The sequence below is a fragment of the Chryseobacterium sp. CFS2 genome (assembly GCF_036543225.1).
Taxonomy (GTDB): Bacteria; Bacteroidota; Bacteroidia; order Flavobacteriales; family Weeksellaceae; genus Chryseobacterium; species Chryseobacterium culicis_A.
In genome coordinates, this window is record NZ_JAZHQU010000001.1 from 602,552 (window position 1) to 618,121 (window position 15,570).

Consider the following 15,570-nt stretch of genomic DNA (forward strand, 5'->3'; position numbering starts at 1 on the left):
TCATGATAAAATTATTAAAACTGGAATACTACAAAAACCTGAACTATAAGCCGTTTAAGGTTTTTACGATACTTTATTTTGCCATTCTTGTCGCTTTGCTTTTCATCGGATTGGTTGATTTTGATCTTTTCGGAAGTACCATCAATTTAAAAGAACAGGGCATTTATAATTTCCCCGAAATCTGGAATTTCACGACATGGATTGTTGCTTTATTGAAAATTTTCCTGGGACTGATTATTGTTTTTTCCATTTCGCAGGAATTCAGCAACCGAATGTTCAAGCAAAATACGATTGACGGATTAAGCAGAAAGGAATTTATCACTTCAAAATTGCTGACCATAAGTATCTTCACCATTGTGTCAACGGCAATTGTATTGGGTCTTACGATATTGCTTGGATATCAGTATTCTAATACAACCGAATCTACAAAGGTTTGTGCGGAGATTTTCTTTATCGGAAATTACCTGGTAAAATTATTTACGTTCTTCTGTTTCTTAATGTTCCTTTCTATTTTATTGAGAAAATCGGTATTTGTATTTCTTGCCCTATTTGTTTTCTGGATTGGTGAGGGAATTTTAACAGCTGTTGAAGTTTTCACCAAAGTAAAAGGACTGCAGGGAGCACAAAGAAACGAAGTTCTTCAGAATGACTTTTTTATCACGCATCTTTTGCCGTTGGAAAGTATGTCCAGCCTTATCCCTAATCCAATGATGAGATTGAATATGGTGAAAATGATGGGCGTAAAATATGAATTCCACTACCCTACGGAAAGCCTTATTGCCTGTCTGGTTTGGTCTGCCGTTTTCATCTTCGGGTCCTACTGGATTCTGAGAAAAAGGGATTGGTAGAGGTCAATATTAAGAATTTAAAGATTTAATCATTAAAATATTTAAAGATTCTTTTTAAGTGGTTCGGTTTCGGATCACTTTTTTTGGCTTAAAATTTTCATTCTGCTTTTTCAAAAACTAACCCTGAAAAAAATATTCTACGTACCCGGATTAATCAGTGCCGTGCTGATTCCTATTTTATTCTGGTATTATGGAAATCAAAAGTTTGAAGACATTAACGTTTCTGTTATGGATATCGGACTTCCTGCTAAAGAAAGAGAGGGAGATAAAAATACTTTTGCCAGTTTTGAACCTTACAGAAGCTGGGATTACAGGAAAATAAAAGTTGTTCCCGGAACAGCTGAGCAAAATTCAAAATTATATGTTTCCGAACTGAAAAATCTTCAAAAAAGAAATGAGAAAAAATCTGGTATTGAGTTTATTTTAGATCAAAAAAATAGCTATGGTGATTTTATCTCAGTTTTGAATGATCTGGCAATAGCTCAACAAGAACAGTATGCGGTTGACTTGGAGAAAACAGGACATATTTTTGCGGTTTATAACTATATTACCCCCAATGTCCAGGCTCCCGAATATGAATGTTTACTTTGTTATGATGTTATCAGACCAGAATATAAACCTGATTTTTTTGAAAAAATACAGTTGTTTCTCACAAAACTTCCAAAAGATACCTATTACTTTATTTTTGGATTTCTCATATTTCTGAATATCTGTATGCTCAGCATTAAAGAACGATTTCAGCTATATCATTAGTTTTAAAAATAAAAGGCTGCCATTGGGCAGCCTTCCTTTCACATTACTTTTTATCTAACAACGGAAGATATTTTCCGTATCCTTTACTTTCCATTTCTGCCTTCGGAATAAATTTCAGAGAAGCACTGTTGATACAGTAGCGGAGTCCTCCTTTATCCTGTGGTCCATCTGTAAAGACATGTCCCAAATGGGCATCACCTGTTTTACTTCTTACTTCTACTCTATCCATACCATGGGTACGATCCAGCTTTTCGTCAATCAAAGCCTTTGTAATAGGTTTTGAGAAACTTGGCCAACCACATCCGGATTCAAATTTATCGGTAGAAATAAACAAAGGCTCTCCGGTGGTAATATCTACATAAATTCCTTCACGGGTTTCGTTCCAGTATTCATTTTGAAAAGGTCTTTCTGTACCGTTTTCCTGAGTGACATTATATTGCTCTGCAGTCAGCTTTTCTTTTAAAACTTTTTTATCCTGCTTTTGATAGGTTGGTTTTGGAAGTGGATTGGCTTTTTTCGCCATTTCAAAAAGTCCCGGTTCAATGTGGCAATATCCGCCTGGATTTTTATCCAGATAATCCTGATGATAATCTTCTGCTTTGTAGAAATTTTTCAATGGAATTGTTTCTACAAGCAATGGCTTGTTATAATTTTTTGCCAGTTTCAGAACTTCATCTTTTACCACAGCTTCATCTGTTTTATTGGTGAAATAGATTCCCGTTCTGTACTGATTTCCTCTGTCATTTCCCTGCTGATCTTTACTTGTAGGATCAATGGTTTTGAAATATAAATCAATCAACAGTTTCAGATCCACTTGTTCCGGATCATATTTTACTTTTACCGTTTCTGCAAAACCTGTTGTATGACTTACCACCTCTTCATAAGTAGGATTTTGAGTATTCCCGTTGGCATAGCCCACTTCTGTTCCTACCACTCCTCGAATCTGTTGAAAAAAATGTTCTGTCCCCCAGAAACATCCACCTGCAAAATAAATCTCTCTAACGTTTTTGTTATCCATAATTTTCTCATTTTCTTTTTTAATTTCCACTACATTAGGCTTGTTTTTCTTAAAAAGCCCTGATCCCGCAGCAAATACTGCTATACCCAGAATGATTCCGAGTACAATGAATATATTTTTCATATTTACCTTTTTATTCATTACTATTATTTTTGAACGATCATGAATCCGAATCCTAAAAGCATAAGGTCTTTTAAAATAAAGAAATCCGTCACAGGCACTCCATCTACTATTTTCCACATTCCCGGTGTTGTAAATAAATAGCTTAATGTTACCAGAAAAGTTACCATCATTCCTATCCCTGCATACTTTTTCAATACAGCAAATTTCGCACTAAATATCAGGAGTAATGCAATGATAATTTCTATCGTTCCGATAAGATTTGACACTGCCTGGACGCTCATAATCTTATATACGAAAAAAGTTAAGAAATGGTTTTCCACCAAAGGTTTTATGGCAGCGGCTTCTGTAGGGGTAAATTTGAAGATACCAATCCACAGCAATATAAGCGCTGCTCCGAAAAGCGAAATGTAATACCCGGTTCGGGTTAATTGATTTTTAGATTCCTGTACTGTTCCGACCATGTTTTAAGATTTTAATTGAATACTTTATTGTTTTCAAAAGTATAGTCGGAGCATTTTTAAAATCCTGACAGAAATTTTCTTAGAAATTTAATTTATCGATCATTTTATTTTTAAAGACCTGAATTTCAGAATCATTAATTTCGGTTTTCTCTTCAGAAAATTTCTTTTTAAACACTTTATCCAGAAGTGCCAGCTTTTCATTGTACATTCTGCACCATTTGCAGATCATCAGGTGCATGCTCAGCATCCTGTTTTCTCTGGCAGAAATGGATTGGGCATTCCTTTTTTCCATCAGTAAAGTAGCTTCACTGCATGGTAAAAATAATATATGTAGTATTCTTCTTATCATTTTTCTTATGATTTTGAAAACCAGTTAAACTCCAGACATTCTCTCAACTGCATTCGGCTTCTTTGCAAAATCTTCCAAAGATTAGTCGTAGAAACACTCAATTCCTGACTGACTTCCGGTGCTTTTTTTTCTTCGATATAATACATTTTCAGCAGAATCTTCCATCTGGAGGGCAATTCTTCGATACATTCCTCCAATGTTTTATTAAAATCTGCACTGTCTAAAAGTTCATCTCCTTCCCTTGAGACATTCCAGTCATTCAAAACATCATTATTTTTCCAGGATCCTGTTTCGTCAAAAAAATGATCGAGTCTGACATTGGGTTCGGATTTGTATTTTTTTCGGTAAAAATCTGCCACTTTCCTGTTCAGAATAGCCATCAGCCAGGTTAGAGGATTGCTCTTCCCTTCAAAAGAATCATGGGCTGAATAGGCCGCAAGAAAAACTTCCTGAACAACATCCTGTGCGTCTTCCTTATTAGAAAGTACATACAGTGCCCGCTTCAAAAGCGGCCCGGAATACTGCTCTATCCAGCTTTTCAATTCTTCATCTTTTGTCATGGGAAGGATTTTTTGTCTTATCTCAGATCACGGCTAAGGTAATAAGTTAAACGGAAAATTGCAAAATTAATAGATAATCATTGGTTACAGACTCTGCAAATTGTACAGTCTTTGAAACCCTATACAATTGATGGAAAGCGATTAAAAATTCTGATGCACATTTATTATCAAAACCCATCACCATTCAAAACATAGTATAAAATTATTACAAATCGCTTAAAAATCTTAAATTTGCATCTTATCAAAATTTGATACTAAAAAAAGCAAAAGCAATACTATGACATCACAAGAGATACGTCAAAAATTTTTAGATTATTTTAAAAGTAAGGAGCACTTAATCGTTCCTTCAGCTCCTATTGTGCTGAAAGACGACCCTACCCTTATGTTTTCCAACTCCGGAATGACGCAGTTCAAGGATTTTTTCCTTGGCTACAAAACCCCTACCGCCCCTAGAATTGCCGATACACAAAAGTGTCTGAGAGTTTCAGGGAAACACAATGACCTGGATGATGTAGGTAGAGATACTTACCACCACACCATGTTTGAGATGTTAGGAAACTGGTCTTTCGGGGATTACTTCAAAAAAGAGGCTATTGCTTTTGCCTGGGAATTACTGACTGAAGTATACGGAATTCCAAAAGAAAATTTATATGTAACGATTTTTGAAGGAGACGCTTCTGAAAATCTGGACAGAGACCAGGATGCTTTTGATTTCTGGAAATCTCACATTTCAGAAGACAGAATCATCAACGGAAATAAAAAAGATAACTTCTGGGAAATGGGTGAAAGCGGACCATGCGGACCGTGTTCAGAAATCCATGTTGACTTAAGAACACCGGAAGAAAAAGCTAAAGTTTCAGGACTTGAGCTGGTAAATAACGACCATCCTCAAGTTGTAGAAGTATGGAACCTGGTTTTCATGGAGTTCAACAGAAAGGCAGATAAATCTTTAGAGAAACTTCCTGCTCAGCATGTAGATACAGGAATGGGCTTTGAACGTCTTTGTATGGCGCTTCAAGGAAAATCTTCCAACTATGATACAGATGTTTTCACCCCGCTTATTTCTAAAGTTGAAGAGCTTTCAGGTAAAAAATATACAGGAGTTTTAGAAGACGAAAAAGATATTGCCATCCGTGTTGTGGTAGACCATATCAGAGCAGTTTCTTTTGCTATTGCAGACGGACAATTACCATCTAATGGAGGTGCAGGTTATGTAATCAGAAGGATTTTAAGAAGAGGAATTTCTTATTCTTACCGATTCTTAGGAATGAAAGAGCCTTTCCTTTACAAATTGGTTGCTGTTCTGCAGGAACAAATGGGGCCTTTCTTCCCGGAACTTGAAAAACAAGGAAAACTGGTTGCTGAAGTAATCAAAAGTGAAGAGGATTCATTCTTAAAAACAATTGAAAATGGTTTGATCAGAGTTGAAAAACTGATTCAGCAGACCATTGCAGATAATCAGAAAGTACTACCAAGTGAAGAAGTTTTCGAATTGTATGATACCTATGGGTTCCCTGATGATTTAACAAGAATCATTGCTGAAGAAAAAGGGTTGACTATTGACGAAGCGGGTTTTAAAGCTGAAATGGAGAAACAGAAACTTCGTTCAAAAGCTGATTCTGCTCAGAAAGTATATGACTGGGTAAACCTTGAATCAAAACCTGAAACCTTTGTAGGATATGATCAGACTGAATCTGAAACGTATATTACCAGATACAGAAAGGTAGAAAACAAAGACGGAGAATTTTACCAGGTGGTATTAAGCAATTCTCCTTTCTATCCTGAAGGAGGTGGACAGGTTGGAGACAAAGGTGTTCTTGAAAATGCTGTTGAAAGCTTTGAGGTACTGGAAACTAAAAAAGAAAACGGATTGATTATTTCATTGATCAGTGGACTTCCAAAGGATGCAGGTGCTGTTTTCTATGCGAAAGTAAATGCTTCCGACAGAAAGAATTCTCAGGCTAACCACTCTGTGACTCACCTTCTGCATGAAGCTTTAAGAGATGTTTTAGGAACTCACGTAGAGCAGAAAGGTTCTTATGTAGGTCCTGATTATCTTCGTTTCGACTTCTCTCACTTCAACAAAATGACTGAGGAAGAACTGGCATTAATTGAAGAAAAAGTAAACAAAAAAATCAAAGAAAGTATTGCTTTGCAGGAGTTCAGAAATATTCCGATTCAGGAAGCTTTGGAAAAAGGGGCAATGGCTTTGTTTGGTGAAAAATATGGTGACAGTGTGAGAATGATTCAATTCGGAAGTTCAAAAGAACTTTGCGGAGGAACTCACGTTAAAAACACCAGCGAAATCGGTCATTTCAAAATCACTTCTGAAGGCTCTGCAGCAGCGGGAATCAGAAGAATTGAGGCTATTTCAGGAGATAAATCTGAAGAATATTTCAACAATCTTGAAAAACAGATCACTGAACTTTCTCAACTGTTAAAGTCCAAAGATGTTGTAAGATCCATCGAAAAACTGATTGAAGAAAACACTTCATTGAAAGCTGAAGTAGATGCTCTTAAAAAGGAGAAAGCAAAAGGAGAAATCGGAGAATGGAAGAATGCTTATGAGCAAAAAGGCAACAAGCAGCTTCTTGTAAAGAAAACTTCTCTGGATGCAGGTTCTGTAAAAGATATCGTATTCCAGCTAAAGAGAGAGATCCCTTCTTCCGTGACGATTATTCTTTCTGATGCAGACGGAAAACCAATGATTACTGTTGGCGTTTCTGATGATCTTGCAACAGATTATCAGGCTGGGGCTATCGTAAAAGACCTTGCAAAAGAAATCCAAGGCGGCGGTGGCGGAAACCCAGGTTTTGCAACAGCAGGTGGTAAAAACCTTGATGGTTTGGAAAACGCTTACCAGAAAGCTTTGAATATCTAAAATAGGAAGCTCTATTATAAATTTTAGCCCCGGCTGTCTCAGAATTGAGACAGCCGGGGCTGTTTTTATTGTATATCATATTTTTCGACGCAGAGTATTTTCTATATTATTTTATATTTCAGGAGGCAAAGATTGGAATCAACTTCATTGATCCTGACGAAGCTGATGTACTAATCATACTCCGATCTAGTTTTCCATAAACATCTGTGTAATTCGTGTAATCTGTGGGAAATTAAAATAATTTAGGAAACCAAATATATGTTTTATTTAATGCTAAGAATCGCAATAAAAGGCTCATGCTATCATAAATATTTCCGATCGCAAAGGCGTTACACTCAGCTATGAAATGATTTCGTTTTTTGCTAAATAGAATGCCTTTGCGAACGAAAAAGTAGATGGACAGAAACCTTAGCATCTCTGCGTTATAAAATCCCATTCTTTATGACTCAGATTTTCATCAAAGACTCTTTTTATTTATATCCGTTCTAATTATTGACCTTACCTTAACAAATCATCACTTAATCTTAAACTATTTGTTTTGTCTTCTTAAAACTTAGTTAACACCAGACCGTTAGTTTTGTCGTAATCGAAATTCAAAAAATATAATTATGAAAATTAACAAAACTATTGGAGCTCTATTCCTTACAGCAATTGTTTTTCAAGGCTGTAATAATGACAATAACGGGGATTCCAACACCCCTGCCAATGACAAAATAAAGATTGAAAATTTTTCTAAAGAGCCTGCTTTCGTTTATGGAATGCAAGGTTTTGAAAATTTAAATATTACCACCCTTATTTCCAGTTCTGATGTTCTTCCAGGTTCTCCTGACTTCGTTTTCGGAGGTCAGCCGGACGGAATGGGAATTATGAAAGATCCTAATTCTGATGGTTACCTGATGATCACCAACCATGAGATCAAACAATCGGTATCCAGAGTATATTTAGACAAAACGTTTAAGCCTGTAAAAGGAGAATATATCTTAAATGGAACAGGAGGAATGACAAGGTTATGTTCCGCTACCCTGGCAACTCCTGAAATTCATGGCTTCAGTGCCTTCCTTACTGCTGGAGAATCAGGTGAAGAAAGTATGGTTCATGCTTTAAATCCTTTGGCTCCTGTATCGCAGGCAGCAGATAAAACAAGAGTAAAACCAGCTTTAGGAAAGGCTTCAATGGAAAATGCAGTTCCGCTTCCTAAAGATGTTTCTAATGGAAAATCTTATATCGTTATCGGGGAAGACCAGTCTTATTCATCTTCTCACCAGTCTGCAGGACAGTTGATCATGTATGTAGCCGATACGCAGGGAGATTTGGATAACGGTAAGTTGTATTCTTTAAAAAGAACAAACAACAACTATACTGAAACGGATATGACGAAAGGAAGCAGCTACGATGTAGAATTTGTTGAAATTCCGAATGCCAAAAACCTTACAGGAGCTCAGATCAATCAGAAAAATATTGATAATAATGCCATTCGCTTTTCAAGAGTGGAAGATGTTGATTACAGAAAAGGAGCAGGAAAAGGAAGAGAAATTTATTTTACCGCTACAGGAGAATCTTCTGACGGTGTGAATCCGAAAGCAGGATTAACCATGTGGGGAAGAGTTTACAAACTTGTTTTGAACGCTAACAATATGCTGACAGGAAAACTAGAGGTGGTAGCAGAAGGAGATTCCAATCCTGGAAATAACCTTATCAACCCTGACAACTTATGTGTAACTGAAAACTTTGTGTACATCCAGGAAGACGGAGATTCTTATTACAAAAATGCAAACCATGATTCTTATATATGGCAGCTGAATATCGCTACAAAACAATACAAGCCATGGCTGAATATGAGACACAACAGAAATGATTCTGCATGGCAGACGGCTTATAACCAATCCGGAGATCTTCAGAAATTCGGTTCATGGGAATTCGGTGCTATGGTTGATATTTCAGATATCATTGGAGTTCCGAATACATTCTCTGTGAATATCCATTCTCATACCTGGCAGCTGGATAAATTCAAAAATCCTGACGGTTCCGGAATCAACACCAATAAAGAAGGTGGACAGATTGTAATCATCAGAAACGTAGAAAAATAGTTTTAATTTCTTCATATCAAATTAAAGTATCAATAGAAAATCTCTGTTGATACTTTTTCATACCTATGCATAAACTTTCAAAATACCCGATACTCCTTTTCTTATACTCTGCAGCAGCACTTTTTACACTCTATTATTGTAAAAATGATAAACAGCAGCCTGTGTACGAAGATCTTGGTTCTGTAAAAAACAGGATTATCAAAACCAATACTGATTTTGAAAAACAAATCAACGAGCTTAAAACCCTGGTCGCTAAAAGTTCCGATGAAAAACTTCTTCAGCAAAAGTTTCAGGATATCAGAAAAACCTACAAAAAAATGGAATGGGCTGTAGAATATTTCCTGCCTCACTCTGCAAGGTTTATCAATGGTCCTGCCCTTCCTGAAATAGAAATGGATGAACACACCGAAATAGAACCGGAAGGATTACAGGTTTTGGAAGAGATGTTTTATCCCTATGACCAAGCAAACAAAGAGGAAGTAACCCGAATGCTTAATAAACTCATCAATAAAAGCAATACGATAGCCACCAACTTTCAGGTAATTACCATCAGTAAAGATCAGGTTTTTGATGCTTTAAGACAGCAAGCTTTCAGAATTTCCAGCTTAGGAATTTCAGGTTTTGACACGCCTGTTTCTGGTGTGTTTTTGCAGGAAATGCCCTCTTCTCTGGAAGGGATTAAAGAAACGCTGAAGCAAATTTCTACGGATCGGTCAAAAGATAAAGCTTTAAAAAATATTGTGGCAGAAATCAATTCAACGATTGAAGTTCTGAAGAAAAACACAGACAAGAATACGTTTGATTATGTCAATTTTATCCCTGATCACCTGAATAAAATCACTGCTCTGATGCTTGATTTTAAAAATCAGGAGAATATTCCGGATGTGGAAGTAACCACTGCCTTGAACAAAAATGCTGCTACTTTTTTCTCTAAAAATGCTTTTAACCCTAATGCTTTCACGCCGGGAAAGGAATATGCCTATTCTGAAGAAAAAGCAGCTCTAGGTCATCAGCTTTTTAATGATAAAATTCTTTCCAACAGCAACAACCGGAGCTGTGCCACCTGTCATATTCCTGAGAAGGCATTTACTGACGGACTTGCCAGATCTATGTCTCTTGAAAATTCAGAACTTGCCAGAAATGCTCCATCGCTTAACTATGCAGGATATCAGCATGGTCAGTTTTGGGATATGAGAAAAGATGATCTGGAAGGCCAAAGCTCGGATGTGATCTCCAATAAGGAAGAAATGCATGGTGATTTGAATGTCATCCTTGCAAAAATCAATCAGGATAAAAACTATCAGGCAGCCTTTAAAAAGATTTATCATTCTCAGAAAACTGAGGTATGGCAACTGCAGAATGTACTGGCAAGTTATATCCGTTCTCTGGCGAAATTTAATTCTGACTTTGATGAATATATGAGAGGGAATAAATCAGCAATGACAGAAAATCAAAAGCGTGGTTTTAATCTTTTTGTAGGAAAAGCTCAATGTGCCATCTGTCATTTCTTACCTTTATTCAATGGTACGGTTCCTCCGAATTTCAAAAAAACGGAACAGGAAGTACTGGGAGTCGCTGTAAATGGAGAGAATCAAACATTTGACAATGATCTGGGAAGAGGAAAATTCCATGAAACAGTAGCTTCATTACAGCATTCTTTCAAAACTCCAACACTTAGAAACATCAGCAAAACAGCACCTTATATGCACAACGGAGGATACAAAACGTTGAAGGAAGTCATGAATTTTTACAACAAAGGCGGAGGAAAATCTTTTGGATTTAAAATAGAAAACCAAACTCTTTCTGATGCTCCATTACAACTTACGGATAAGGAAATAGATGATCTTATCGAATTTATGAAAGCTTTGGATGATCATTAAGTCCCCGGAAAACAACAAATAATTAAAAAACTCCTGTACCTTATATGTTTAGGAGTTTTTTTATTGGAAATCTCCAGAAAATACAGAAAGACTATCTGAATGATTTTGTCATTTAATTTTATCAGAGGAAAGTCCCATGAAAACATTAGATTAAATCAATGTTATACTCTGTTAAAAACTTTTTTACCATCATAAATATTATTAATTTTGACGTAGTTTTTTTACATGAAAAGGGGTTTACTGTTATTATTTTTTATAATCAGCTTTTTGGGGTATTCGCAATCAAAAATTAAGGTTGTGGATGACGCCAGTCAAAAACCTGTCTTTAATGCTAAAGTGTCATGCGACAATACAATCATTGGATACACCAATGAACAGGGCATTCTCGAGTTTAAAACGGGATGTAAAAACATTGATATTGACGCTGATTCTTACCAGAAAGAAACCATCACAGTAGAAAGCAGCATGGAGGTTTCCCTGCTCAAAAAAACTTCAAAAACCACCAACATTGAAGCGGTAGTTATTGAAGATAAAAGTGATCCCAGAGCATTGGAAATCCTTAAAAAAGTAAATAAATTATTTAAAGAGAATTCTCCAAAAAGCTTAGGTTCCTATTCCTATAAATCTTATGAAAAAATATCTCTGGATATTGACGAAGACAGTCTTTCCCAGTTTAATCAGTACTTCAATGATTTAAATATTTTCAAGAAAAAAAGAGAAAAGGACTCATTGAATAATATCAACGCAAAAAAGATATTTTCAAAAAGCAAACTTTTTCTTTGGGAAAGGGCGCAAGAGTTTTTATATTCTAAGAAATATGGTGAAAAAATCAATATCCTGGACAACAGAATCTCAGGTCTGAAACAGCCTATCTATGAAATGATCGCTCTTCAGCAAAGTAACAGAGATGTTGTTCCCGAGCAGTTGAAACCGGAAAACAGAGGATTGTACAGATTTTTCCTTTCAGATACCGTTACCCTGGACGGAAGAAAAAACTTTGTGATCCGTTTCCGTGAAGTAAACTATAAAAAGCCAGACAGGAAGCGAAAATATAATGGAGCTATTTATGTAGATACTGAAACGTACGGAGTTAAAAAAATTGAGAATTTCAGTAAAAACAAAAACGAAGGAATTATCACCAGCACCTGGGTATTTTACAATAACAAATGGTTTCTTGCCCATGAAAAAGCCAAGCTTAAAATGGGTAAAATGGCGATGGATGACAAAGAACATGCTGATGATAAGAAAGATAAAAGAAGCTTTGGAACCTATGCATTCCTGACCTCAAAATATTTTGATTTTGAAGCACCTATTGAGGAAAATCCAAAAGATTTCAAAGGCTATACCTTCTCTGTAAAAAATATTGACGGGCACTCTCTGGATCAGTACAGAACCGATCCTCTTACTGACAGGGAGCAGAATACCTATAAAACCATTGACAGTTTAGGTAAAAAGTATAAAATCGACAGCAAAGCACAGATTTTATCAGGATTACTGAACGGACAGATCAGAGTGGGTTCTGTAGATTTTGCTGTAGATGAAATTGTCAATTACAACTCTTATGAAGGCTTCAGATTAGGGTTAAAAGCCAAGCTTAATGAAAACTTCAATCCTTATTTTTCACCGGATTATTATTTCGCATATGGTGTGAAAGACAGAAGGTGGAAATACGGAATGGGGCTTGATATGAAAACTACACTGGAAAAAAATTCATTTTTCAGGTTTGAGGTTTATGATGATGTAACAGCGTCGGGAGAATTCAACCGGAAGCTTTGGAATTTCAAAATGAGAATGATGAATTTCGGGAATAACTTAAACAACGACCGATATTTTCACTTTAAAGGATTTTCATTATCCTATCTGAATGATGTCACTAACGGACTTACCGTTGCCCTTGCAGTAAGAAGAAATACAGAAGCGGCAGAGTTCGACTATCAGTTCAGAGACAGAGGAACTTCATACAGGAATTTTAATACATTATTTACCTTAAAGTATTCTCCGAATTCTACCAATATTATGACTCCTCAAGGGAAATCACTGATTGACCAGAAATACCCTGAGCTTTATTTTAATTATGAACAGAGCTACAAAATACTGCAGGGAGACTTCAGTTATTCACGTTTTGATGCCCTTTTTGTTCATAATTTCAAAACACCCATCGGAACTACCGGTTTCAGATTGTACGGTGGAGTCGTTTTAGGAGGAGCGCCGATCTGGAAAAACTTTACCATGAACGGACTTGCCTCTCCGGGAAAAGATTTTAATTTCAACCTTACTTCTTACCTTGGTTTTGCAACACTGGAGGGCGGAAAATACTATAACGATAAATTCGTAGCCTATTACTTTACCCACAAACTGCCTTGGTATTTCAAAAGTTTCGGGCATAATGTTTCCAGCTTTGATTTTGTTCTGAGAGGGACAATCGGAGATATGAAGCATCCGGAATATCATCAGTTCAAGTTCAGAAAACTGGATCACCTGTATCAGGAAGTAGGTTTGGAATGGAACAATTTCCTTTCCAGCTATTTTAATCTGGGGCTATTCTACAGAGTGGGTTATTACGCAACACCGCATTTTAAAGAAAATTTTGCCATCCAGTTTAAACTGAAGTTTCTCGAGTTTTAATACCCCGGCAAATACAAATTCTTTATTTTTGAATCAGAATTCAGAAATATCCAACGATAATATAAAAAAGAGCATGCAGAAAATCGAAATCAAAGCAGAACAGTTTTTTGAATTATTAAAATTAAAAGACACTCCGATGTGGGAGATTTTCTCACAGATGATTGATGGAAATGAAAAGGAAATTATCTTTTTAGACAATGAAGACAAAATCCTTTTTACTTATATTTTACCTTCTACAAAGGAAAAACTGGAAGAAGACAGAAAGGAATTTTCAAAACAGTTTTCAGAGAAACTGGCTAACTTCAATTAAGAATTCCCATGAATAAAAATTATATTTTTTCTTTACTGGGCCTTTTCTTATTTACTATAGGAAGTGCTCAGAATTATAAAAAACCATTGGTTTCAGCCATCAAAGAATCTGATCTTCGTACCGATATGTATCAGCTTGCCGCAGACCAGTTCTGGGGCCGTGAAGCAGGAACACTGGATGAATTAAAAGTTTCTATGTGGCTTGCTGACAAAGCAAAAGAAGCAGGAATGAAACCGGCCGGAGACAATGGTACTTTTTTCCAGTTTTTTGATATGTACAGACATCAGGTGATTCCTCAAAGCAGCCTGAAAATTGGGGATACAAGTTTGAAATTATGGAAAGACTTCTTGGTTGCCGAACCTGTGAATGCTTCTGTAGATGCTGAAATTGTATATGCCGGAAATGCAGAACCTGAAGATCTGACTAAATTAAATATTAAAGGAAAAGTTCTTGCGGTGAATGCTTCAGACAAAAACATTTCAAAAGATATGACTCTTTTTGTAAGAAGATATCCCGGATTTGTAAGAAACAAATACTACAATAAAGCTGCTGAACTGGGAGCTAAGGCAATCATCTTCATTACCGATGATACTTCTGAACAAAGCTGGGTAGAAGTACTGCCTCAAATGACAAGAGGAAGCTACGGCGTGGAAGGACTAAGAGAGAAAATCACGAATAATATTCCTGTTTTATGGATTAAAAGAGAAAATGCTGCCTGGGTAAAAAATAATCCTAAAGCTTCTCTGAACCTGATCACTGAAACCTACAAATATCCGTCAGTGAATATTATCGGGAAAATAGAAGGTACAGATCCGGTTCTTAAAAATGAATATGTTTTGCTAAGCGGACATCAGGATCATGACGGAATCCGACATCCTGTAAAGAATGACACCATCTATAACGGAGCAGATGATAATGCAAGCACCTGTGTTGCAATGCTGGCTATGGCCAGAGCTTATAAAAAACAGCCGGGAAAAAGAAGTATCCTGTTTGTTTTCCATGGAGCTGAAGAAAGAGGCTTGCTGGGGTCAAGATGGCATGCAGCCCACCCTGTTGTTCCGAAAGAGAAAATTGTAGCCGTACTGAATGGCGATATGATCGGAAGAAATGATAATAACGAGGCAGCACTATTAGGAGGAAATGCTCCTCATAAAAACTCTGAAGAGCTTGTAAAAATGGCTGAAGATGCTAATAATGAGAGTACAAAATTCAAATACTTAAAGGATTGGGATGCTCCGAGTCATGCTGAGTATTTCTATTTCAGAAGTGATCATCTTCCTTATGCTAAAATTGGGATTCCTGCTATATTCTTCACCAGTGTACTGCACGACCAGTATCATACACCACAAGATGAATCTGAGAATATCAATTACAAAAAGCTTTATAAAATGACCGAATGGATGTACAGAACATCCTGGAAAGTAGCGAATGAAACTGAAAGGCCAAAAGTAATTTCCAATTTTTCGCTTGAAAGATAAACAATACTGAAAAAATTGAACCATTAAGAAGGATTTAGGCTGTAAGGAAAATTAAGATTCAAATCAATTTGAATGAAGCAATCTGCTTACTAAATATCAAAAGATATTCTTCTTCACTATTCTTAAAATTTTAATCCTTCTTAATGGTTCAAAAAAATAAAAGCTTCACAGATTGTGAAGCTTTTTTCATCATTGTG

The 15,570-nt window shown here is 36.2% G+C and carries 12 protein-coding genes; 8 read left to right on the forward strand and 4 right to left on the reverse strand.

What is annotated here, in order from left to right; genetic code table 11:
• The first annotated feature begins 2 nt into the window (after positions 1–2).
• Together ODR02_RS02660 and ODR02_RS02665 are read left to right on the forward strand one after the other, a co-directional pair.
• Positions 3–848 (forward strand): ABC transporter permease, encoded by an 846-nt coding sequence (locus ODR02_RS02660; protein ID WP_309511538.1) that lies wholly within the window; start codon positions 3–5, stop codon positions 846–848.
• A gap of 162 nt (positions 849–1,010) precedes the next feature.
• Complete coding sequence (locus ODR02_RS02665; protein ID WP_309511539.1) at positions 1,011–1,601, forward strand: hypothetical protein; 591 nt, start codon at positions 1,011–1,013, stop codon at positions 1,599–1,601.
• 43 nt (positions 1,602–1,644) lie between these two features.
• On the opposite strand, the gene msrB is transcribed toward ODR02_RS02665, so the two are convergent.
• The 4 genes from msrB to ODR02_RS02685 all read right to left on the reverse strand — a co-directional run bounded on the left by msrB (position 1,645) and on the right by ODR02_RS02685 (position 4,112).
• A complete protein-coding gene (msrB, locus tag ODR02_RS02670) occupies positions 1,645–2,742 on the reverse strand; it encodes a peptide-methionine (R)-S-oxide reductase MsrB (RefSeq protein WP_309511540.1) in 1,098 nt (365 codons plus the stop codon).
• A 23-nt stretch (positions 2,743–2,765) separates the two neighbouring features.
• Entirely contained in the window at positions 2,766–3,203 is a 438-nt protein-coding gene (locus tag ODR02_RS02675) for a DUF417 family protein (RefSeq protein ID WP_309511541.1), read from the reverse strand.
• Positions 3,204–3,282: 79 nt separating this feature from the next.
• On the reverse strand, positions 3,283–3,552 hold the full coding sequence (locus ODR02_RS02680) for a hypothetical protein (protein ID WP_309511542.1): 270 nt from the start codon (positions 3,550–3,552) through the stop codon (positions 3,283–3,285).
• A 5-nt stretch (positions 3,553–3,557) separates the two neighbouring features.
• Entirely contained in the window at positions 3,558–4,112 is a 555-nt protein-coding gene (locus ODR02_RS02685; RefSeq protein ID WP_209785464.1) for a sigma-70 family RNA polymerase sigma factor, read from the reverse strand.
• A 277-nt stretch (positions 4,113–4,389) separates the two neighbouring features.
• Between ODR02_RS02685 and alaS the strand changes: the two genes are divergently transcribed.
• The 6 genes from alaS (at position 4,390) to ODR02_RS02715 (ending at position 15,373) form a co-directional block, all read left to right on the forward strand.
• On the forward strand, positions 4,390–6,993 hold the full coding sequence (alaS, locus tag ODR02_RS02690) for an alanine--tRNA ligase (protein ID WP_309511543.1): 2,604 nt from the start codon (positions 4,390–4,392) through the stop codon (positions 6,991–6,993).
• Between the two features lie 608 nt (positions 6,994–7,601).
• Positions 7,602–9,080, forward strand: coding sequence for a hypothetical protein (locus tag ODR02_RS02695; protein ID WP_309511544.1), 1,479 nt, complete (start codon positions 7,602–7,604; stop codon positions 9,078–9,080).
• A gap of 65 nt (positions 9,081–9,145) precedes the next feature.
• Complete coding sequence (locus ODR02_RS02700; protein WP_309511545.1) at positions 9,146–10,960, forward strand: cytochrome-c peroxidase; 1,815 nt, start codon at positions 9,146–9,148, stop codon at positions 10,958–10,960.
• A 297-nt stretch (positions 10,961–11,257) separates the two neighbouring features.
• On the forward strand, positions 11,258–13,585 hold the full coding sequence (locus ODR02_RS02705) for a hypothetical protein (protein WP_309511546.1): 2,328 nt from the start codon (positions 11,258–11,260) through the stop codon (positions 13,583–13,585).
• A gap of 73 nt (positions 13,586–13,658) precedes the next feature.
• Positions 13,659–13,895: a hypothetical protein gene (locus ODR02_RS02710; RefSeq protein ID WP_047381259.1), complete on the forward strand. Its 237-nt coding sequence runs from the start codon at positions 13,659–13,661 to the stop codon at positions 13,893–13,895.
• Between the two features lie 8 nt (positions 13,896–13,903).
• Positions 13,904–15,373, forward strand: coding sequence for a M20/M25/M40 family metallo-hydrolase (locus tag ODR02_RS02715; protein WP_209785469.1), 1,470 nt, complete (start codon positions 13,904–13,906; stop codon positions 15,371–15,373).
• Positions 15,374–15,570 lie beyond the last annotated feature (197 nt).

Bases quoted from the DNA above. Each gene is read 5' to 3' on its own strand.
- ODR02_RS02675 (WP_309511541.1), bottom strand. From the start codon at position 3,203: ATGGTCGGAACAGTACAGGAATCTAAAAATCAATTAACCCGAACCGGG.
- ODR02_RS02680 (WP_309511542.1), bottom strand. From the start codon at position 3,552: ATGATAAGAAGAATACTACATATATTATTTTTACCATGCAGTGAAGCT.
- ODR02_RS02685 (WP_209785464.1), bottom strand. From the start codon at position 4,112: ATGACAAAAGATGAAGAATTGAAAAGCTGGATAGAGCAGTATTCCGGG.
- ODR02_RS02710 (WP_047381259.1), top strand. From the start codon at position 13,659: ATGCAGAAAATCGAAATCAAAGCAGAACAGTTTTTTGAATTATTAAAA.
- ODR02_RS02700 (WP_309511545.1), top strand. From the start codon at position 9,146: ATGCATAAACTTTCAAAATACCCGATACTCCTTTTCTTATACTCTGCA.
- alaS (WP_309511543.1), top strand. From the start codon at position 4,390: ATGACATCACAAGAGATACGTCAAAAATTTTTAGATTATTTTAAAAGT.
- msrB (WP_309511540.1), bottom strand. From the start codon at position 2,742: ATGAAAAATATATTCATTGTACTCGGAATCATTCTGGGTATAGCAGTA.
- ODR02_RS02715 (WP_209785469.1), top strand. From the start codon at position 13,904: ATGAATAAAAATTATATTTTTTCTTTACTGGGCCTTTTCTTATTTACT.
- ODR02_RS02695 (WP_309511544.1), top strand. From the start codon at position 7,602: ATGAAAATTAACAAAACTATTGGAGCTCTATTCCTTACAGCAATTGTT.
- ODR02_RS02660 (WP_309511538.1), top strand. From the start codon at position 3: ATGATAAAATTATTAAAACTGGAATACTACAAAAACCTGAACTATAAG.